This is a genomic window from Haloprofundus marisrubri, assembly GCF_001469955.1.
GTDB lineage: Archaea > Halobacteriota > Halobacteria > Halobacteriales > Haloferacaceae > Haloprofundus > Haloprofundus marisrubri.
This window is the reverse complement of sequence record NZ_LOPU01000037.1, coordinates 40,721-57,583: the sequence shown is the minus strand read 5'-3', so window position 1 is coordinate 57,583 and position 16,863 is coordinate 40,721. Positions and strand designations below refer to the sequence as shown.

The 16,863-nt window shown below is 64.9% G+C and carries 20 protein-coding genes; 8 read left to right on the top strand and 12 right to left on the bottom strand.

Annotated features, from left to right (window positions below; all coding sequences use genetic code 11):
- Positions 1 to 13 precede the first annotated feature (13 nt).
- Complete coding sequence (locus AUR64_RS17965; RefSeq protein WP_058583348.1) at positions 14 to 1,429, bottom strand: single-stranded-DNA-specific exonuclease RecJ; 1,416 nt, start codon at positions 1,427 to 1,429, stop codon at positions 14 to 16.
- Positions 1,430 to 1,516: 87 nt separating this feature from the next.
- Here AUR64_RS17965 and AUR64_RS17960 point away from each other — a divergent pair, with 87 nt between their 5' ends.
- The 3 genes from AUR64_RS17960 (at position 1,517) to AUR64_RS17950 (ending at position 4,496) form a co-directional block, all read left to right on the top strand.
- Positions 1,517 to 2,233, top strand: a complete 717-nt coding sequence (locus AUR64_RS17960) for a YqjF family protein (RefSeq protein WP_058583347.1) — start codon at positions 1,517 to 1,519, stop codon at positions 2,231 to 2,233.
- A gap of 86 nt (positions 2,234 to 2,319) precedes the next feature.
- Complete coding sequence (locus AUR64_RS17955; protein WP_058583346.1) at positions 2,320 to 3,741, top strand: APC family permease; 1,422 nt, start codon at positions 2,320 to 2,322, stop codon at positions 3,739 to 3,741.
- Positions 3,741 to 4,496: a universal stress protein gene (locus AUR64_RS17950; RefSeq protein ID WP_058583345.1), complete on the top strand. Its 756-nt coding sequence runs from the start codon at positions 3,741 to 3,743 to the stop codon at positions 4,494 to 4,496. The genes AUR64_RS17955 and AUR64_RS17950 overlap by 1 nt, the downstream gene beginning before the upstream one ends.
- A 90-nt stretch (positions 4,497 to 4,586) precedes the next feature.
- Here AUR64_RS17950 and AUR64_RS17945 read toward each other — a convergent pair whose 3' ends face one another.
- The 4 genes from AUR64_RS17945 to AUR64_RS17930 all read right to left on the bottom strand — a co-directional run bounded on the left by AUR64_RS17945 (position 4,587) and on the right by AUR64_RS17930 (position 7,968).
- Positions 4,587 to 5,333, bottom strand: a complete 747-nt coding sequence (locus AUR64_RS17945; protein ID WP_058583344.1) for a uroporphyrinogen-III synthase — start codon at positions 5,331 to 5,333, stop codon at positions 4,587 to 4,589.
- Positions 5,330 to 6,196, bottom strand: a complete 867-nt coding sequence (cobA, locus tag AUR64_RS17940) for a uroporphyrinogen-III C-methyltransferase (protein ID WP_082230847.1) — start codon at positions 6,194 to 6,196, stop codon at positions 5,330 to 5,332. The genes AUR64_RS17945 and cobA overlap by 4 nt, the downstream gene beginning before the upstream one ends.
- A complete protein-coding gene (hemC, locus tag AUR64_RS17935) occupies positions 6,193 to 7,338 on the bottom strand; it encodes a hydroxymethylbilane synthase (protein ID WP_058583343.1) in 1,146 nt (381 codons plus the stop codon). Before hemC ends, cobA begins: the two co-directional genes overlap by 4 nt.
- A 75-nt stretch (positions 7,339 to 7,413) precedes the next feature.
- The gene (locus AUR64_RS17930) at positions 7,414 to 7,968 is read right to left on the bottom strand and encodes a hypothetical protein (RefSeq protein WP_058583342.1); all 555 of its coding nucleotides are present in this window, start codon (positions 7,966 to 7,968) and stop codon (positions 7,414 to 7,416) included.
- A gap of 129 nt (positions 7,969 to 8,097) precedes the next feature.
- Here AUR64_RS17930 and AUR64_RS17925 point away from each other — a divergent pair, with 129 nt between their 5' ends.
- A complete protein-coding gene (locus AUR64_RS17925) occupies positions 8,098 to 9,117 on the top strand; it encodes an NAD-dependent epimerase/dehydratase family protein (protein WP_058583341.1) in 1,020 nt (339 codons plus the stop codon).
- Positions 9,118 to 9,210: 93 nt separating this feature from the next.
- Positions 9,211 to 9,399 (top strand): hypothetical protein, encoded by a 189-nt coding sequence (locus tag AUR64_RS17920; protein WP_058583340.1) that lies wholly within the window; start codon positions 9,211 to 9,213, stop codon positions 9,397 to 9,399.
- Positions 9,400 to 9,438: 39 nt separating this feature from the next.
- Here the strand turns inward: AUR64_RS17920 and hemL are convergent, their stop codons facing one another.
- Both hemL and AUR64_RS20985 read right to left on the bottom strand, forming a co-directional pair.
- Complete coding sequence (gene hemL, locus AUR64_RS17915; protein ID WP_058583339.1) at positions 9,439 to 10,776, bottom strand: glutamate-1-semialdehyde 2,1-aminomutase; 1,338 nt, start codon at positions 10,774 to 10,776, stop codon at positions 9,439 to 9,441.
- A 159-nt stretch (positions 10,777 to 10,935) separates the two neighbouring features.
- The gene (locus AUR64_RS20985; protein WP_169794675.1) at positions 10,936 to 11,112 is read right to left on the bottom strand and encodes a hypothetical protein; all 177 of its coding nucleotides are present in this window, start codon (positions 11,110 to 11,112) and stop codon (positions 10,936 to 10,938) included.
- A gap of 103 nt (positions 11,113 to 11,215) precedes the next feature.
- Here AUR64_RS20985 and AUR64_RS21295 point away from each other — a divergent pair, with 103 nt between their 5' ends.
- Positions 11,216 to 11,344 (top strand): hypothetical protein, encoded by a 129-nt coding sequence (locus AUR64_RS21295; RefSeq protein WP_276203547.1) that lies wholly within the window; start codon positions 11,216 to 11,218, stop codon positions 11,342 to 11,344.
- 68 nt (positions 11,345 to 11,412) lie between these two features.
- Here the strand turns inward: AUR64_RS21295 and AUR64_RS17905 are convergent, their stop codons facing one another.
- From AUR64_RS17905 to hemB, 3 genes are all read right to left on the bottom strand, one after another.
- Positions 11,413 to 11,781 (bottom strand): P-II family nitrogen regulator, encoded by a 369-nt coding sequence (locus tag AUR64_RS17905; RefSeq protein ID WP_058583337.1) that lies wholly within the window; start codon positions 11,779 to 11,781, stop codon positions 11,413 to 11,415.
- Positions 11,778 to 13,109: an ammonium transporter gene (locus AUR64_RS17900; protein ID WP_058583336.1), complete on the bottom strand. Its 1,332-nt coding sequence runs from the start codon at positions 13,107 to 13,109 to the stop codon at positions 11,778 to 11,780. Before AUR64_RS17900 ends, AUR64_RS17905 begins: the two co-directional genes overlap by 4 nt.
- 324 nt (positions 13,110 to 13,433) lie before the next feature.
- Positions 13,434 to 14,414 (bottom strand): porphobilinogen synthase, encoded by a 981-nt coding sequence (gene hemB / locus AUR64_RS17895; protein ID WP_058583335.1) that lies wholly within the window; start codon positions 14,412 to 14,414, stop codon positions 13,434 to 13,436.
- A 105-nt stretch (positions 14,415 to 14,519) separates the two neighbouring features.
- Between hemB and AUR64_RS17890 the strand changes: the two genes are divergently transcribed.
- Together AUR64_RS17890 and AUR64_RS17885 are read left to right on the top strand one after the other, a co-directional pair.
- Positions 14,520 to 15,047 (top strand): DedA family protein, encoded by a 528-nt coding sequence (locus AUR64_RS17890; protein ID WP_058583334.1) that lies wholly within the window; start codon positions 14,520 to 14,522, stop codon positions 15,045 to 15,047.
- Positions 15,048 to 15,109: 62 nt separating this feature from the next.
- Positions 15,110 to 15,640 (top strand): GNAT family N-acetyltransferase, encoded by a 531-nt coding sequence (locus AUR64_RS17885; RefSeq protein ID WP_058583333.1) that lies wholly within the window; start codon positions 15,110 to 15,112, stop codon positions 15,638 to 15,640.
- A 165-nt stretch (positions 15,641 to 15,805) separates the two neighbouring features.
- Here the strand turns inward: AUR64_RS17885 and AUR64_RS20980 are convergent, their stop codons facing one another.
- The gene (locus AUR64_RS20980) at positions 15,806 to 15,970 is read right to left on the bottom strand and encodes a DUF6757 family protein (RefSeq protein WP_169794674.1); all 165 of its coding nucleotides are present in this window, start codon (positions 15,968 to 15,970) and stop codon (positions 15,806 to 15,808) included.
- Positions 15,971 to 15,996: 26 nt separating this feature from the next.
- On the bottom strand, positions 15,997 to 16,788 hold the full coding sequence (locus AUR64_RS17875; protein WP_058583331.1) for a PHP domain-containing protein: 792 nt from the start codon (positions 16,786 to 16,788) through the stop codon (positions 15,997 to 15,999).
- Positions 16,789 to 16,863 lie beyond the last annotated feature (75 nt).

The following is a 16,863-nucleotide window of genomic DNA, read 5'->3' as shown; positions in this document are numbered from 1 at the left end:
TTACTTCCCGTGGTTACTCCAACTGCTCGCCGACGATACGGTCCACCTCGGCGACGAACGCCTCCCGTTTCCCGTTCGGAATCGTCGCCCCGGCGGCGACGTTGTGGCCGCCGCCGTCGCCGCCGACGGCGCGGGAGGCGTCGCGCATCGCCACCGAGAGGTCGAGTCCCTCGCGGGTGAGGAAATGTGACCCACGTGCGGAGACTTTGACCTCCTCGTCGTTCTTCTCGGCGAACGCGACGATGGGTTTGCTCCGGCTGATTCCGCTCGCACCGACGGCCATCCCGGCGACGATGCCGACGATAGTCTCTCTGATTCGACTTCCGGCGTCGAACCACTGCACGTGTTCCTCGCTCGTGACGCCCTCGGTCTTGACCCACTGCAACCCTTCCGACAGGTTTCGGCGGTGGTTGCGAAGCAGTTTCTGGGCTCTGTCGAGCGCGCCGTCTCGATTCCCGAGACACACGGCGAGTCCGACGTCGGCGCGGTCGTATCTGGCCGTCGCGTTCAGAAGGGTGGAGAACTCGCTCACGTCGCGGAGTTCCGTACCCGTCTCCTCGCCGACGAGGGTGTACGCCGTCCCGACGAGCGAGTTGATTCGCTCGGCGGGCACGCCGCTGGCGACGGCGCGGCGGACGAGCGCACTGGCGACAGTCTGTCGCTCTTCGGCGGTGAGGTCGGCCCACCGCCGCCATTCGCCGTCGGCTTTCAGGTCCAAATCGAGGTCGTCGAGGAATTTGATGGAGCCGGCGTGGTCGTTCGAAATGCCGGGAATGCGTACGTCGCTGGCGTATTCGAGCAACTTGGGCAAGGGACGAGTCTGCTTGCCGTACAGCGTGAGGTCGGTGTTCGATTCGAGTACACCTGCTTCGACACCCTCCTCGACGATTCCCTCGTTCGCGCCGTGAAGCGCGCCGTCAGAGTCCTGCATGTCGCCGACCGCGCCGACGACGGCCAGCGCCGCCAAATCGCGGTTGTCGCCCTCCGCTCCTTCGAGCGCTCGGGCGAGCACGTAACTCGCGCCCGCACCGGAGAGCTCCGACGCGCCGTCGAGGCCGAACAACAGCGGGTTGAGGTGGAACTCGGTGTCGGCGTCGGCGGGTTGGTGGTGGTCGGCGACGACGGGCGTGAACGCGCCCCCGGACTCGTGGTCGGCGATGATATCGAGTTGGCCGCTGCCGAAGTCGGTGAACAGCACCGTCTCGTGGTCCGTCGCAGCGATGGCGGCGACTTCGTCGGCGTCGAGTTGCTTCGAGAAGACGGTGTCGAAGGGAATCTCCGCGCGTTCGAGCGCGCTCGAAGCGACGGCGGCGCTCGTCAACCCGTCGGCGTCGATGTGGGAGGCGAGAAGCACGGAGTCGGCGCTTCGGAGGTGGTCGGCACAGGCCTCGGCGCGTGCGCGGAGTTCGGGGACGGGACCGGCGGACATCGACGGAGGATGGGTCGGCTTCGGGTTTAAACGCTCGCCTCCGCCGGAGGAAAATGGCCATAGCCATCGACGGCGTATCGGCCGTCCATGACGACTCGGTCGCCGGCGCTTCGGTCGCCACTGTTGACGATGACTGCTCGCAACGTCTTACTCGCCCACTGGCCGGTCGACCCCGAGTCGATTCGTCGGCGAGTGCCGTACCCGCTGGAACTGGCGGTCCGCGACGAGACAGCGTGGCTCTCCGTCGTCGCGTTTCTCGCCGACCGACTCGGCGTCCGTGGGCTGTCGCATCTGCCCGGCCGGACGTTTCCCGAACTCCGACTGCAGACGTACGTCCGCCACCGTGGCCACGAAGGACGCTACCTGTTCAGCGTCGACGCCGGTGACCATCTTCTGGCACCCTTGTTCCGCCACAGTTCGGCCGTTCCGTACGTCGCAAGCGACGCGACGTTCGAGTACGTCGACGAAGGGTTTCGCTTCCGGAGCGACCGCAGACGCGTCGGCGCTCCGTCGGCGACGTTCGATGCGACGTACGCACCGAAACTCGACAGTCTCGATGCCGGCGACACCGAACTCGACCGGTGGCTCGCCGAGCACGGACGAGTGTTCGGCGCGGCCGGTGGGAGCCTCCGGTCGCTCGATATCCATCGCAACGTTCCGGTGTTCGCCCCGGCAACGGCGACAATCGACGAAAACGAGCTCTTTGCGGCCGCTGGACTCTCCGGTCCGGACACCGAGCCGCTACTCAGATTCTGTTCGTCGTGGCCGATGCGTGCGTCGATGCCCCTGCCTGTTCGCGCGTAACGGCGACTTGCCCGTCAGTGTCGTTCGTCCGAGGACTCGTGTCCGGGCTGACTAGGTTTTTCGTGATGCTTGTGGCTAGCTAGGATATGTCTCTCACGGACGACCTCGGTGAGGTCGATGACGGGAAAACCGTCCCTACGGAGGCGGAGACGGTGGAGACGACTGCCGAGACGACGGTGTACGAGGAGAGCGTCGAACTGGAGCGCACTATCGGACTCACGGGTGCACTCGCCATCGGCGTCGGCACGATGGTCGGCGCGGGCATCTTCGTCTTCCCCGGTCTCGCCGCCGGACGGGCGGGTCCCGCCGCGGCGATATCGTTCGCTATCGGTGCGGTCGTCGCCCTCGCCGTCGCGCTACCGACCGCGGAGTTGGCGACGGCGATGCCGAGAAGCGGCGGCGGCTACTTTTTCATCTCACGTGGTCTCGGCTCCGGATTCGGCACCGTCGTCGGCACGAGTCTCTGGCTCGGTCTCGTCTTCGCCTCGGCGTTCTATCTCGTCGGCTTCGGCAGCTACGCCGCGGCCGTGTTCGCCGAAGCCGGTATCTCGCTTAGTGGTCTCGTGACACCGCTTGGGCTGCTCTTCGGAGCCGTTCTGACGCTGTTGAGCGTCACGGGAACCGAGAACGCCGCGAAACTACAGAACGTCGTCGTCGGCGTTCTGCTCACGATTCTCGTCACGTTTCTCGGCTACGGGTCGCTCTCGGCGCTCGGCGTCGTCGGCAGTCGGGCCGTCCCCGAGACGTTCGCGCCGTTCGGCACCGCGCCGATTCTGACGACGGCCGCGCTCGTCTTCACGTCGTACCTCGGGTTCGCACAGGTGGCGACCGTCGCCGGCGAAGTGAAGAACCCCGCTCGAAATCTCCCGTTGGCGATGGTCGGGTCGGTGCTCGCCGTCGGCGCGCTCTACGTGACGACCATCTTCGTCGCCACCAGCGCCTTCGGGAGCGAGCGTCTCTCCGAGTTCGGCCAGACCGCCATCGTCGAGGTCGCCCGCTCCTTTTTCGGCTTCGGGGGCGCGGTCGCCATTCTCGTCGCCGGACTGCTCGCCACGCTGTCGAGCGCGAACGCCTCCATTCTGAGTTCGTCGAGAGCGGTGTACGCGCTCAGTCGCGACCGCCTCGTCCCGCGGTGGCCCGCTCGACTCAACCTCCGCTACGGCACGCCGCACATCGCGCTCGTCGCCGCCGGCGGCCCGGTGCTCGTACTCGTCGCCGTCGGCGAGGTTCAGGTGCTCGCGGAGGTCGCGTCGTTTCTCCATCTCGTGATGTACGCGCTGATGTGTGTCGCGCTACTCGTGTTGCGTCGCTCGCCGCCGGAGTGGTACGACCCGGCGTTCCGGACACCCGGCCATCCCGTGACTCCCGCCGTCGGCGCACTCGCCAGTTTCGCGCTCGTCTTCTTCATGCGCCCGCTCTCGCAGTTCGTCGGCCTCCTCGTCATGGTCGTCTCCGGCGGCTGGTATCTGTACTACGCCCGCGACGTTCGACTGAAGGGGGTGTTCTGATGGCCGACACACCGCGAATCCTGATTCCGCTGCGCGTTCTCGAAGGCGAGTCGTTGCCGACGGGACTGGCGACGTTTCTCGCCCCGGCGTCGGTCGTCGTCTTGGGGTACTACGTCGTCCCCGAGCAGACGCCGCCCGGACAGGCGCGAATGGAGTTCGAAGAGCTCGCGCAGTCGAAAATCGACGAAGTGACCACGCTCTTCGAAGACGAGGTAGAGAGTCGGCTGGTGTTCACCCACGGCGAAGAACAGACGGTCGACCGAGTCGCCGACGAACTCGACTGCGACGCCTACCTCATCAGCAACCCTGCACCCGACGTCAAGCGTCTGCTCGTTCCGCTGCACCCGGACGTCGATATCGACCACGTCGGGCGTGTCGTCGCTTCGCTCGTCGCCGGACGCGACGTGACGGTGACGCTGTTTCGCGCCGTCTCCTCGGCGGCGGACCCGGCGGTCGAATCGCCCGACGAGGACCCACTCGTCGCCGACGTGACGGCGACGATTATCGACGGCGGTGTCTCTCCCGAACAGCTTTCGGCGGCGGTCGTCGCCACCGACGACCCCGTCTCGGACACCGCCGACGTCGCCGCCGACCACGACGTGGTCGTGATGGGTGAACGCGCGCCGTCGCTGCGCTCGCTCGTCTTCGGCGAAGAGACCGAACGCGTCGCCGACCGTTCGCTCGGCCCGGTTCTCGTCGTCCGCCGCCGACGAACCCAAGAACCGGAGCGCGGGGGGACAGACGTGACGACGTGACCTGCCGAACAGTTCGGGTCGTGTCGCAGTGTGTGACTCACGTTCGCTGGCGACCGAGGAAACCCCGATAGAAAGCGCCGTCTCTCTCGTTTACTCGTGATACGTCGGTGCGGCCGCTTCGACGGCAGCGCACGCCAACTCCTCGAAGTCGGCGGCGTCTGGAACCACGTCGACATCGATACCCTGTGCTTCGGCCGTCTCGCGCGTCGGGTCGCCGATAGCGCCGACGACGGCGTCGTTCAGCCCTGCAATCGCCTCGTCTCGGACACCGCGTTCGGCCGCGGCGTCGAGGAAGTGTCCGACGGTCAGAGAGGAGGTGAACAGTGCGGCCTCTAGCTCTCCTTTTGCGGCCATCTCGGCCGATTTTCCGGATTCCGGCGGTCTGACGAGTCGGTAGAGAACCGTCTCGTGGACGTAGCTACCGGCGGCTTCGAGGCCGTCGGTCAACACGGGTGAGCCGTGGTCGCTGCGGGCGACTTCGACGCGTGCGCCCGGGACTCGGTCGCGGAGCGTTTCGACCAGTCCGGTCGACGAGAACTCGTCGGGGACGATATCGACGCTGAAGCCGTGGTCGCGCATCACGGCGGCGGTGCTGTCGCCGATAGCACAGAGCGTCGTTTCCTCGGGCGTCCATCCGGCGTCGGCGACGAGTTCGACGCCCGTTTTGCTCGTCAGGATGGCGTACTCGGCGTCTTCGCGTGGTTTCTGTCCCGTCGGTTCGACGGCCAGCATCGGGTCGTCGACGGGCGTCGCGCCGAGCGAGTCGAGTAGTTCTATCGCATTCTGCAGTCGCTCGTCGTTCGGCCGGAAGACGGCGACGCGGACTTCCTGACTCATCGTTCGGTCCCCGTCTGCGACTCAGGTTCTGTCTCCGACTCGGACTCGTTTCGCAGGAACTCCAACACTCGTTCTCGTGTTCCGGCCACCTCGCCGATGACGGTGATGGCGGGCGGTTCGATGTCGTACTCGTCGCGTACGTCGACGATATCTTCAAGATTTCCAGTGGCGACGCGCATGTTCGGCCACGTCGCGCGTTCGACCAGCGCAACGGGCGTTTCGGGGTTCATTCCGGCACTGCGGAGCGCCTTCGTGTAGTCGGGCAGTTTACCGACACCCATCAGGACGACGATGGTTCCTCCTGTTGCGGCCAGCGCCTCCCAGTTCACCGCCGACTCCTCCTTCGTGGGGTCTTCGTGACCCGTCACGAACGAAACCGAGGAAGCGTGGTCGCGGTGAGTCACCGGGATTCCGGCGACGGCGGGACCGCCGATTGCCGAGGTGATGCCCGGGACGACCTCGAAGGGGATTCCTTCGCTCGCCAGATGCTCGGCTTCCTCGCCGCCGCGGCCGAAGACGAACGGGTCGCCGCCCTTCAGACGGACGACCGTCTTCCCCTCGCGGGCGAGTTCGACGAGACGCTTGTTCGTGTACTCCTGCGGCGTCCATTCGCCGCCGGCGCGTTTGCCGACGTCTTCGCGTTTCTCCTCGGGGATTTGGCCGAGAATCTCGGGACCCGGCAGTTTGTCGTGCAGCACCACGTCCGCTTCTTCGAGCAAGCGCTGGGCTTTCACCGTCATGAGGTCGGGGTCGCCCGGACCGCTGCCGACGAGGTAGACGACACCGGGGGCCGTCTCCGGGTCCGACTCGGCGTCGGGTACTTCCGTCTCGCTCGCCTCACCCGCGTCGCCTCCGTCGCTCATTCCGCCGCGTCCTCCTCGTCCTCGCGGGCCTCTCGCTGGTTCACCGCCTCGTCGGCGTCGCGTTTGGCTTCCTCGATGAGGTCGGCCGCCCCGCGCCCTCTGAGGTCGGCGGCGAACTCCGCAGCGGCGACGGCGTGGTTCTCCACCGGCAGGTCGCGCGTCGCTTCCACCGTCTCCTCGCCGTCGCGGCCGAGAACTTGGACTCGGGTGTGGACGTGCCGGCCCTGTACGAGTGCGAACACGCCGATGGGGGCGACGCACCCACCGCCGAGTTCCGAGAGAATCGTCCGTTCGACGGTCGTTTCGACGCGCGTCCGCGGGTGGTCGATGGCTTTGTGGATGGCTTCTGCGGCGTCGCCGTCGACGCTGGTCACCGCGATAGCGCCCTGTCCGGGCGAGGGGACGAACTGTTTGCGCGGCAGGCGGGCGTAGTTCACGTGATGGTCGAGGCCGCTTCGATTGAGACCCGCTTCGGCGAGAACGATGGCGTCGTACTCGACGTCAACGTCGCGGCCGAGTGCGCTGCGCTGGAGTTCGCTCAGTCCGTCGAACCACTCTTCGGGTCGCTGGTCGTACTCGGGTTCGTAGTCGTCGTTGCCGACGTTTCCTTTTCTGTCTTTGTCGGCTTCGACGCGCGCTTCGTGTTCTGCCTGCAGCGACGGCGCGAGCAGTTTCTCGATGCGGGTGTCGACGTTGCCGCGCAGCGGTTCGACCGTCAGGTCGGGTCGGGCGTTGAGCAGTTGCGCCTGCCGCCGCAGCGACGACGTGCCGACCGTCGCGCCACTCGGCAACTGGTCCAACTCGTGGCCGTCGGGCGTCACGAGCACGTCGCCTGCTGCCGCGCGCTCGGGGATGCCGGCGACGAGGAGTTCGTTCGGCTGGTCGGTCGGCATATCTTTCATCGAGTGGACCGCGGCGTCGACCTCTCCGGAGATAATCTTCTCGTCGAGCGAGCGGACGAACGCCCCGGTCTTGCCGAGACGGTGGATGAGTTCGTCCTGAATCTGGTCGCCGCGGGTTTCGACTTCCACTAGTTCGACGTCGCGGCGGCGTCCGGCGAGCGCCTCCTGTACGCTCGCGGCCTGTCGCAGCGCGAGGTCCGACCCTCGCGTGGCGAGGCGGAGTGTCCCGTGAGTACTCATGTGCGTCGGTGGGCGTCGGACCCTGAAAAGGGCTTCAGTTCCGCCTGCGGACGGTTCGACGGGTGTTTCTCACACTCACGGCCGCCCGAGAGCGCCGTGGCGCTTGTAGAGGTAGTACACCGACAGCGGGACGCTCAACAGGAAGTTCGTCGCCACGACGGCGAACACCGCGCCGAGGAAGTACAGCACGGGGTCGGGGTTCCAGCCCAAGTCGGCATCCTCGACGGCGCGGGCGTCGACGTACATCGCCACCGGGAACAGCACCGCGACGACGAAGCTCACGAGCACCAGAAGCGAGGCGACGACGAAGAACAGCAGGCCGAAACCTGCCGACGCGAGGCCCATGAAGCCCGCGATGTCGAGGCCGACGCCCAGCAATGCGAGGAAGAAGGCGCTCACGCCGAAGCCGAGCGAGACGACGAGCAGCGCGGGGACTGCGGCTATCCAGTACCACCAGTTCGAGTCGACCGATGCGGACGGGAGATACTCGTCGAGGATACGGCGAACGCTCTCGGTGGTCGACCCCGCCGAGTCGGTTCGGCCGTTCGACCCACTCGGCCCGTTGGTCGGTGTCGGCCCGTCGATTCGGGTGTCTCGGTTGGTCGTCGGTTCGTCGGTGGGAGGGCTCATACGCGACAGTAGCGCGGCTTCGGGGATAAATCTCGTCCGCCACGTCGGTGCATCGACGAACAGTTCTGTACATCACGTCCCGTTTGCCCTCGACCGCGGATTCTTCGGCACGCGGAGAGACGACTCGCTATGGACGTACTCATCGTCGGCGGCACCGGTCTCATCAGCACCGCAATTACGCGCCAACTCGTCGCCGCCGGCCACGACGTGACGCTGTACAACCGCGGCGAAACCGACGCCCAGATACCCGATTCGGTCTCCGTGATTCGCGGCGACCGAACCGAGTACGAGAAGTTCGAAGAGCAACTCGGCGGCCGCGAGTTCGACGCCGTCGTCGACATGGTTTGTTTCTCTCCCGACGACGCCGAGAGCGCCGTTCGAGCCTTTTCGGACTCCGTCGACCGCTACGTCTTCTGCTCGACTATCGACGTCTACTCCCGACCGGTTTCACGGATGCCGCTGACCGAGGAGACGCCGCGACAGCCGCCGACGAGCGACTACGGGAGAGAGAAAGCCGCCGCAGAGGACGTGTTCTTCGAGGCGTACGAGGAGTCGGGCTTTCCGGCCGTCGTGCTTCGCCCGTGGCACACCTACGGCGAAGGTGGTCGGCTCATCCACTCGCTCGGCGACCGGACGAGCTACATCGACCGTATTCGTGCGGGAAAACCGGTCGTCGTTCACGGCGACGGCACCTCCGTCTGGGCACCGTGTCACCGCGACGACGTGGCCCGGAGTTTCGTCGCTGCAGTGGAAGCGAAGGGGTCCGTCGTCGAGGGCGAAGCCTACCACGTCACCGCCGAGGAGCATCTGACGTGGAACGAGTACCATCGGGGTGTGGCCGCCGCCCTCGACGCACCCGACCCCGAGTTGGTCCACGTTCCCTCCGACGTGCTCTTCGAAGTCGCACCCGAGCGCACGGGTGGACTCAGAGACCACTTCCAGTACAGCACCGTCTTCGACAACTCGAAGGCGAAACGCGATTTGGACCACGAGCAGACCATCGGCTGGGAAGAAGGAGTGAAACGAACCGTGGGCTGGTTGGACGAGAACGACGAGATAGAGTCGTGGGAGTCGGACCCGTTATCGGATAGAATCGTCGCCGCGTGGCGTGAGTCGAGAGACGAACTCGTTTCGAGATTCGAGCGCTGAGCGTATGGGTTTCACTCAGACTCGTCTACTCTGGTAACGAGCGCACTATTTCACAAATCATAAGCTAAGCGACAACAAATAACGTCTACCGATATGAACAAACTGTTCTTCAAATATATCGCCTTGATTGGCGGGCTCTACCTGTTGTTTAGGCTTGTCGTAGAAACGACAGTTGGATGGCCAGCGAATCAGCCACAATCCGCGGTGACGTACTTCGCAGCCGGTTTCGTCGTGTTTGGACTCTCTGGGTATCTTACCAGCGCGTACATCGCCGACAACTGAATCCGGCGTGACTGACTGCTGGGCTTAACTGGGATTTCCTCACAACGCCTCTTTGTACGCTTCCAACGTCTCCTCGATGTCCTCGTCGGTGTGCGCGTAGCAGACGAACTGCGACTCGAACTGGTTCGCCGTGAGGAACACTCCTTGGTCTTTCATCTCCTGCCAGAAGATGCGCTCCCAGCGTTCCGTGTCCGCTTTCGCCACGTCCGCACCGGTTTTCGGACAGTAGTCGAAACGCGGGCAGTCGGCGCGTTGTTGACAGCCGGCCTCGCACTGCCCGTCGAGGTCGGCGGGCCCCTCGCGGGTGAACACCGTCTTGAACATGCTGTCGCTGCCGACGACGGTGTATTCGGGCGCTTGGTCTTCGCAGATGTCGGCGATGCCGCGGCGAAGTTTCTCGCCCAGTCGGTTGACGTGTTCGTACACGTCGTTCTCGGCGGCGTATTTCAGGTACTCGTGGCCGGCGGCCATCGTCACCGGATGTCCCGAGAACGTCCCCGACTGGAACACGTCGCCGCTGGGACTGAACTGTTCTATCAACTCCGCGCGGCCGCCGATAGCGCCGACGGGGAAGCCGCCGCCGATGATTTTGCCGAACGTCGTGAGGTCGGGCGTGACGCCGAACTTCCCCTGCGCGCACTGGAGGCCCCCGACCCGAAAGCCGGTGATGACCTCGTCGAAGATGAGAAGCGACCCGTGTTCGTCACAGAGGTCTCGTAGGGTTTCGTGGTAGCCGTCGACGGGCGCGACGATGCCCATATTAGCTAAGATGGGTTCGACGAGCACGCCTGCGATATCGTCGCCGTGTTCTTCGAACACTTCGGCGACGGCTTCCTCGTCGTTGAACGGCACGGGCAGGGTGTGTTCGGCGAACGACTCGGGGATACCGCTCGTGGAGGGGTGTGGGTTCTCCGGACCACCTTCGACGAGCGTCGACTCCTGAGCACCGTGGTAACCGCCCTGCATGATGACGATTTTGTTTCGACCCGTCGCCCCGCGGGCGAGGCGAACCGCCGAGACGGTCGCCTCTGTTCCCGAGTTGACGAAGCGAATCATCTCCACGGAGGGGACGTGTCGGGCGACGAACTCGGCGTGTTCGACCTCTATCTCGGTCGGCGCGCCGTACATCGGTCCGGCGCTGGCGTATTTTTGGACCGCGGCCTGCACCGGCTCTGGCGCGTCGTGGCCGTACAGAAGCGGACCATACCCCATCACGTAGTCCACGTACCGGTTGCCGTCGGCGTCGATAACGTGGCCGCCGTCACCGCGTTCGACGAAGAACGGGTACGGCCGCGTCGCGCGCACCGAGGAGTTGACGCCGCCGGAGAGTACCGAGAGTGCCCGGCCGTACAGGTCGCGGGAACGTTCGTGGTTCACGGGTTCCCTCCGCCCGCGTGCGTGCGAATCGTCGTCTGCTCTGTGAACGTCTTCCCTGTCAACGGTGCATCCGCACCGGTCTGTCCCGACGTGTTCATGTCTCGCGGTTCGAACGCTGGCGAAAAAGTAGTTACTGAGTCGCCGACGGTGTCGCGTTGATTACTGCGCGGCGTCTGCTTCCGCGTCGGCCTCGCTCTCCTCTGTCTCGGCGTCCTCGTCGTCCATCATCTGCGGTTTGCCGAACGGGAACGACCCGAACAGCGCGTAGTGGGCGACGGAGGCGACGACGAACAGTGCAACGAGTCCGAACAGGGCTTTCTTCGCTTTCGAAGGCATAGCAGCGTGTACGACCACTCGCCCCATGAGCGCTTCGGGGTTTCTCTCTCGGCGAAACTCGTTGCCTAGAAGTCATTTATCAGCAGCCTGACGAATGACGGCCATGGATATGGATATGGGACTGGAAATCCGCGGAGCGACCGAACCGGGCAGTCGCTTCAAAACGGTCGGCGTCCTGTTCGGACTCCTCCTGATAGCGTTCCTCTGCCTGTTCGTCTTCAGCTACGTGTAGCGCCACCGCTCAGGCGTCGAGTACGCCTAAAACGAAACGAGAGATGAAGGAAACCGAGAGACGCCCGCTCAGACCGCGTCGGGGCCTTCGTTGCCGGTGCGGACCTGCGTGGCGCTCTCGACGGGGAGCACGAATATCTTCCCGTCACCGGGTTCGCCGGTGTTCGCGGCCTCTCGAATCGCGCTGACGACGTCTTCGGCGGGGATGTCGGCGACGACGCACTCGACTTTCACCTTCTGGTGGAGGTCGACGGTGTACTCCTCGCCGCGCCACTGGCCTTTTTTCGCCGGCTGTGACCCACGGCCGGAGACGTTCGTCACCGTCAGCGACGGCGCGCCGGCGGCGGCGAGTCCTTTCTTCACGTCACCGAGTTTGTCGGGGCGGATGATGGCGACGACCATCTTGATTCCGCCGTCGTTCGGAAGTTCGCTGCTCATTCGTTCTCACCGTTGTTGGTGCGTTCGACGCGCGTACCGGTAACTCCTCCGTCGGTACGGACGCCCGCCCCGTCGGCGACAGCACCGTCGGGCTGGCCGAACTCGGGGTAGGTGTCGACGCCGTGTTCGGAGGTGTCGAGACCCTCACGCTCGTGTGCGGGCGTGACGCGAGCCTCGCCGAGAGCGCGAATCGCGCCGAAGACGACAACCGTCGCGGCGACGGTCCACAGGCCGATAACGCCGACGCCGATAACCTGCGTCACGAGTTGACCCACGGAGAAGCCGTCGACGGCGAAGAACGGGAACAGGACCGCACCCATGATACCCGCGGAGCCGTGGACGGGGAACACCGCACAGACGTCGTCGATTCTGAGGCGTTTCTCGACGAACTCGAAGACGATGGGTAGCTGCGCACCGGCGAGCAGGCCGAGCACGAGCGCACCGGGCCAGACGATGGCGTCGGCGACGGCGGTGATGCCCACCAGACCGGCGAGCAGGCCGTTGGCGACGTACAGCGTGTCGACTTTGCCCGTCTTCAGAAGCGCAACGCCCGCAGCGCCGATTGCGCCGGCAGCCATGCCGAGCGTCGTGACGAGTGCGACGCGGCCGACGTACGCGAAGTCAGCGAGTTCCGTGCCACCTTCCGCCAGCGGCGCGGCGGCGGTGCCGACGTTGAAGCCGTACCAACCGAACGCGAGGATGAGCGTGCCCAGCACCGCAAAGGACAGCGAGTGACCGGGGATGACGTTGGCCGTGCCGTCGTCGTTGAAGCGGTCCATGCGCGGGCCGATGACCCACGCCGCGGTGAGGCCGGCGATGCCGCCCATCCCGTGGACAATCATGCCGCCCGCGAAGTCGTGAAAGCCCATCTCGGCGAGGAAGCCGCCCGCCCACGTGAAGCCGACGACGACGGGGTAGATGACGCCCGCGAGCAGGATGGTGTACGTAACGTACGCGCGGAGTTTCGCGCGACCGGCGACGGCCCCCGAAACGATGGTGGCGGCGGTCATGGCGAACACTGCACCGAACAGCCAACTCACCCACGCGGCCGAACCGCCGTTGATGTAGGCGAACGACTCGGCGAACCCGGTTCCGCCGACGAGGTTCGAGACGCCCGCGCCGACGAGGAAGAAGACGATGACGCCGACGCTCCACGTCAGCAGGTTCTTCGTCAACTGGTTGGCGACGTTCTTCGAGCGAACCTGTCCGGCCTCCAGCATAGCGAAGCCCGCGTGCATGAAGAAGATGAGGAACGTGACCGTGAGGACCCACAGCATGTTGACTCCCTCGACGACCGCCGAGAGGTCGGTCTGTAACAACGCCTCCATATCAGTTCGTCACCCCCGAATTCTGCAGCGATAGGTGTGGACATTCGTTCACGATTCTCCCGATTACGTGGCGATTAGTGCTCTTAATCACGTCAGATGGTCACGGAATGCTATGGTATAAGCGTTAGCGTTAGAAAACACAATTTTCAAGGGTCCTAAATGGCCATACGGTCGCTTTAATATCGAATACCAGTTGTATAAGGTCATATTCTTCGCACTGGTTCGACAAATGTTGCCGCGGATGTGGACGATTGTCGGGTCGAAAATCGGGTAATTCGGTCGAAAACCGGCGCGCGCACCGAGGGTTGTGGCCGACGAACGGCCTTACAGACGGTCGGCGACCTGCTCTGCGAAGTACGTGAGGATGAGGTCCGCACCCGCGCGCTTCATCGAGACGAGCGACTCCATCGCCACCTCATCTAACTCCAGCCAGCCTTTCTCGGCGGCGGCGTGCAGCATCGCGTACTCGCCGGAGACGTTGTAGGCGGCGACTGGGTGGTCGAACTCGCGGCGAATCGCGCTGACGATATCGAGGTAGGGAAGAGCGGGTTTGACCATCAACACGTCCGCGCCCTGTTCGACGTCGAGTCGAACTTCACGGAGTGCTTCTCTGGAATTCGCGGGGTCCATCTGGTAGTGTCGTCTGTCGCCGAACGCCGGCGCACCGTCGGCGGCGTCGCGGAACGGCCCGTAGAAGGCGCTCTGGTACTTCGCGGCGTAACTCATGACCGGCAGTCCCTCGAATCCGGCGTCGTCGAGCGCACCCCGAATCGCGCCGACCATCCCGTCGGTCATCGACGACGGCGCGACCATCTGCGCGCCCGCTTCGGCGTGCGAAACGGCGATTTTCCCCAGTAGTTCCAAGGTCTCGTCGTTCTTGACCGTGAGGTTCGGGTCGTCGGCCGCGTGGTCTTCCAGAACGCCGCAGTGGCCGTGGTCGGTGTACTCGCAGAGACAGACGTCGGTGATGACGTACGCGTCCGTCTCGGCGACGATGTCACGGGTGGCTCGCTGGACGACGCCGTCTTCGGCCCACGCGCGCGTGCCGCGTTCGTCTTTCGACTCGGGAATCCCGAACAGCATCACGGCTTCGACGCCGGTTTCGAGCACCTCTTCGACCCGGTCTACTGCCTCGGAGACGGGGACGCGTTCGTGGCCCGGCATCGAGTCGATGGGGATTCGTTCGTCGGTCGTCGCGTCGACGAAGACGGGGGCGATGAGGTCCGACGCGGAGACTCGGTTCTCGCTGACGAGGCCGCGAACGCCGTCGCGTCGAAGCCGACGGGGGCGCTTCGTACGGGTCATACCCCCCGTACGGTCGGCGGGTCCAAAGTCACGTCGTTCCCGCCGTGCGTGCGGTTCTCTGTCAGGGCCAAAACGATAAATGCTGTAACGACGGACGTTCTGTACATGCTGAGCCTGCTGCTTCAGGCCAACTTCGAGGTCCCCTCGATGTTGCAGGACCTGCTCGACTCCGAGTTCGCGTTTCTCTTACTCCTTGGTATCTTCGTCCTCGAAGGCGCGATGCTGATGTACTTCATGCCGAGCGAACTGGTCGTTCCCGGCGCGATTTTCGTCTTCGGTGCCTCCATCGAGACGGCGATTGTCATCATCAGCATCGCCGTTCTCGGCGCGACGGTGGGGCAACTCGCGCTGTTCATGGTCGCCAAACGCGGCGGCCGCGAGTACCTGTTGCAGAAGCGCTGGTTCCGAGTCAGCGAGGAGCGTCTCGACAAGTTCGACGGCTGGTTCGACCGCTGGGGTCCCATCGTCGTCCCCGTGAGCAACACGCTGCCGTTCACACGCGGGATGCTCACCGTTCCGGCAGGCTTCTCGGAGATGCGTCCTCGGAACTTCGTCGTGCTGTCGGCGCTCGGCACGCTCTCGTTCGAGACGCTGTTGGCGCTTCTGTACTTCGTCGTCCTTCCGTACCTCTGAGACAGAACACACAGTTCTCGAACGGCCGACGGTACTTTCCCCCGTCGCGTGGACGTTCAGTCATGCCCGGCCCCGTCTTTCTCGTCGGTGACCACGTCGAACTCCGCACGGTCGAACGCGAAGACCGCGAGTTCATCGCTCGGCACCGCAACGACCCTATCTTTCGTCGGCTCCTCGGCGACGCCCGGCCGATGAATCTCTCGTCGGCGACGGAGTATTTCGAGACGGTCGTCGGCAGCGACGACGGTGAGACGTTCGTCGTCGCAACCGAGGACCGCGCCGTCGGCCTTGTCTTCTTCTTCGACCTCGACGAGCGCAACGGCGTTGCCGAACTCGGCTACTGGGTCACGGCGGAGGCACAGGGACGTGGCTACGCGACCGACGCCGCCCGGGCGCTCGCGCGCTACGCCTTCGAAGAGCGCCGTCTCGAAAAGCTCACCGCGCAGGTCGTCACGTCGAACACGGCATCTGTGCGAGTCCTCGAAAAACTCGGCTTTCACGAAGAAGGCGTGCTGCGCGAACACGAGTTCGTCGACGGCCAGCGAGTAGACCTACGCGTGTTCGGTCTGCTGGCGTCGGAGTTAGAGCGCTGAGCGGCGACTCCGCTGCTTCGAGATGTCATCGACGACTCGGTGGTGCTACGCGCTCTCCGAGATAGCGGGTGTCGAAAACGGTCCGTTGGCGTCTTCAGGTCGTCCAAGACTCACCCGGCGCGGTCGACACTCATCGATGTGGACCGTCAGTCGTTCGTAGAACACTCACTCCGCTCGGTCCACATCGATACGCTCCCGCAAGGCCTCCAACTCGTCGGATTCGGCGAGTTCTTCCATCCGCTCGCGGAAATGCTGCTCGCAGAGACCGACTCGAATACCGTCCTTGCCGGCGGCGAACGCGGCTTCACGGTCGCAGTAGTGGCACTGCATACTCCACACTTCGTTCCCCAGCGCGTTTAAGCCACCGCTTCGGGTAGTCGGCTGCGAATCGCCGCAAACGCTTTCGGGGGTACGCCACAGACGCCCAGTTCTGTCCCGTGCGCGTCGCTTCCACCGGTCGTGAGAAGGCCTTCCGCGTCGACGACGTCGTCGACGCGCGTCTCGTCCACCTCGAACCCGTACGGGTAGTACCGTTCGACGGCGTCTAACTCCCCGGCCAACGACAGCGCCGCCTCGGGGTCACTGTACCGGAGCGGATGCGCCAGCGAGACGACCGAACACGCCGCCGAGAGCAGTCGCACCCCGTCTTCGAACGTCGGAATCTCACGGGCGACGAAACAGGGGCCGTCGTCGCCGATGAGGTGGTCGAACGCGCCCTGATAGTCGTAGTCGGCGTCGCTCCCGTCGATGGCGCGGGCGACGTGCGGTCGGCCGATACCCGGTCGCGGTTCGATGTCGAGGTCGACGTCGAGATACGATTCGACGCGCTCGACCATCTCCGCGCCGCGTTCGACGCGGTTTCGCTGGAGGCGGTCGAGTTCGTGGGTCAGCGCGGGCGTCCGCCGAACGCCGTACCCCAAGAGGTCGACCTGCGTTTTCGGCCCTTCGACGCGGAGTTCGAGACCGTGAATCACCGTGACGCCGTCGCGGACGCTCACCGGGGCGTCGAGGCCCGGATGAAACGTATCGTGGTCGGTGACGGCGACCACGTCGATGCCGCCTGCCCGTGCGGCCGCCGGTATCTCGTCGAGCGTCAGTCGGCCGTCGGAGGCCGTGGTGTGGACGTGGAGGTCGCCGGCGATAGTCATGCGTATCGGTGGACTCCCCCTCGTCAAAAGCGCCGCGCCGTCCGGCCGCGTGATTACAGCCGAACGACATTAAGG

Excerpts from the sequence above, each read along its gene's own strand:
- AUR64_RS17965 (WP_058583348.1), bottom strand. The coding sequence starts at position 1,429 with ATGTCCGCCGGTCCCGTCCCCGAACTCCGCGCACGCGCCGAGGCCTGT.
- AUR64_RS17960 (WP_058583347.1), top strand. The coding sequence starts at position 1,517 with ATGACGACTCGGTCGCCGGCGCTTCGGTCGCCACTGTTGACGATGACT.
- AUR64_RS17955 (WP_058583346.1), top strand. The coding sequence starts at position 2,320 with ATGTCTCTCACGGACGACCTCGGTGAGGTCGATGACGGGAAAACCGTC.
- AUR64_RS17950 (WP_058583345.1), top strand. The coding sequence starts at position 3,741 with ATGGCCGACACACCGCGAATCCTGATTCCGCTGCGCGTTCTCGAAGGC.
- AUR64_RS17945 (WP_058583344.1), bottom strand. The coding sequence starts at position 5,333 with ATGAGTCAGGAAGTCCGCGTCGCCGTCTTCCGGCCGAACGACGAGCGA.
- cobA (WP_082230847.1), bottom strand. The coding sequence starts at position 6,196 with ATGAGCGACGGAGGCGACGCGGGTGAGGCGAGCGAGACGGAAGTACCC.
- hemC (WP_058583343.1), bottom strand. The coding sequence starts at position 7,338 with ATGAGTACTCACGGGACACTCCGCCTCGCCACGCGAGGGTCGGACCTC.
- AUR64_RS17930 (WP_058583342.1), bottom strand. The coding sequence starts at position 7,968 with ATGAGCCCTCCCACCGACGAACCGACGACCAACCGAGACACCCGAATC.
- AUR64_RS17925 (WP_058583341.1), top strand. The coding sequence starts at position 8,098 with ATGGACGTACTCATCGTCGGCGGCACCGGTCTCATCAGCACCGCAATT.
- AUR64_RS17920 (WP_058583340.1), top strand. The coding sequence starts at position 9,211 with ATGAACAAACTGTTCTTCAAATATATCGCCTTGATTGGCGGGCTCTAC.
- AUR64_RS20985 (WP_169794675.1), bottom strand. The coding sequence starts at position 11,112 with ATGCCTTCGAAAGCGAAGAAAGCCCTGTTCGGACTCGTTGCACTGTTC.
- AUR64_RS21295 (WP_276203547.1), top strand. The coding sequence starts at position 11,216 with ATGGATATGGATATGGGACTGGAAATCCGCGGAGCGACCGAACCGGGC.
- AUR64_RS17905 (WP_058583337.1), bottom strand. The coding sequence starts at position 11,781 with ATGAGCAGCGAACTTCCGAACGACGGCGGAATCAAGATGGTCGTCGCC.
- AUR64_RS17900 (WP_058583336.1), bottom strand. The coding sequence starts at position 13,109 with ATGGAGGCGTTGTTACAGACCGACCTCTCGGCGGTCGTCGAGGGAGTC.
- hemB (WP_058583335.1), bottom strand. The coding sequence starts at position 14,414 with ATGACCCGTACGAAGCGCCCCCGTCGGCTTCGACGCGACGGCGTTCGC.
- AUR64_RS17890 (WP_058583334.1), top strand. The coding sequence starts at position 14,520 with ATGCTGAGCCTGCTGCTTCAGGCCAACTTCGAGGTCCCCTCGATGTTG.
- AUR64_RS17885 (WP_058583333.1), top strand. The coding sequence starts at position 15,110 with ATGCCCGGCCCCGTCTTTCTCGTCGGTGACCACGTCGAACTCCGCACG.
- AUR64_RS20980 (WP_169794674.1), bottom strand. The coding sequence starts at position 15,970 with ATGCAGTGCCACTACTGCGACCGTGAAGCCGCGTTCGCCGCCGGCAAG.
- AUR64_RS17875 (WP_058583331.1), bottom strand. The coding sequence starts at position 16,788 with ATGACTATCGCCGGCGACCTCCACGTCCACACCACGGCCTCCGACGGC.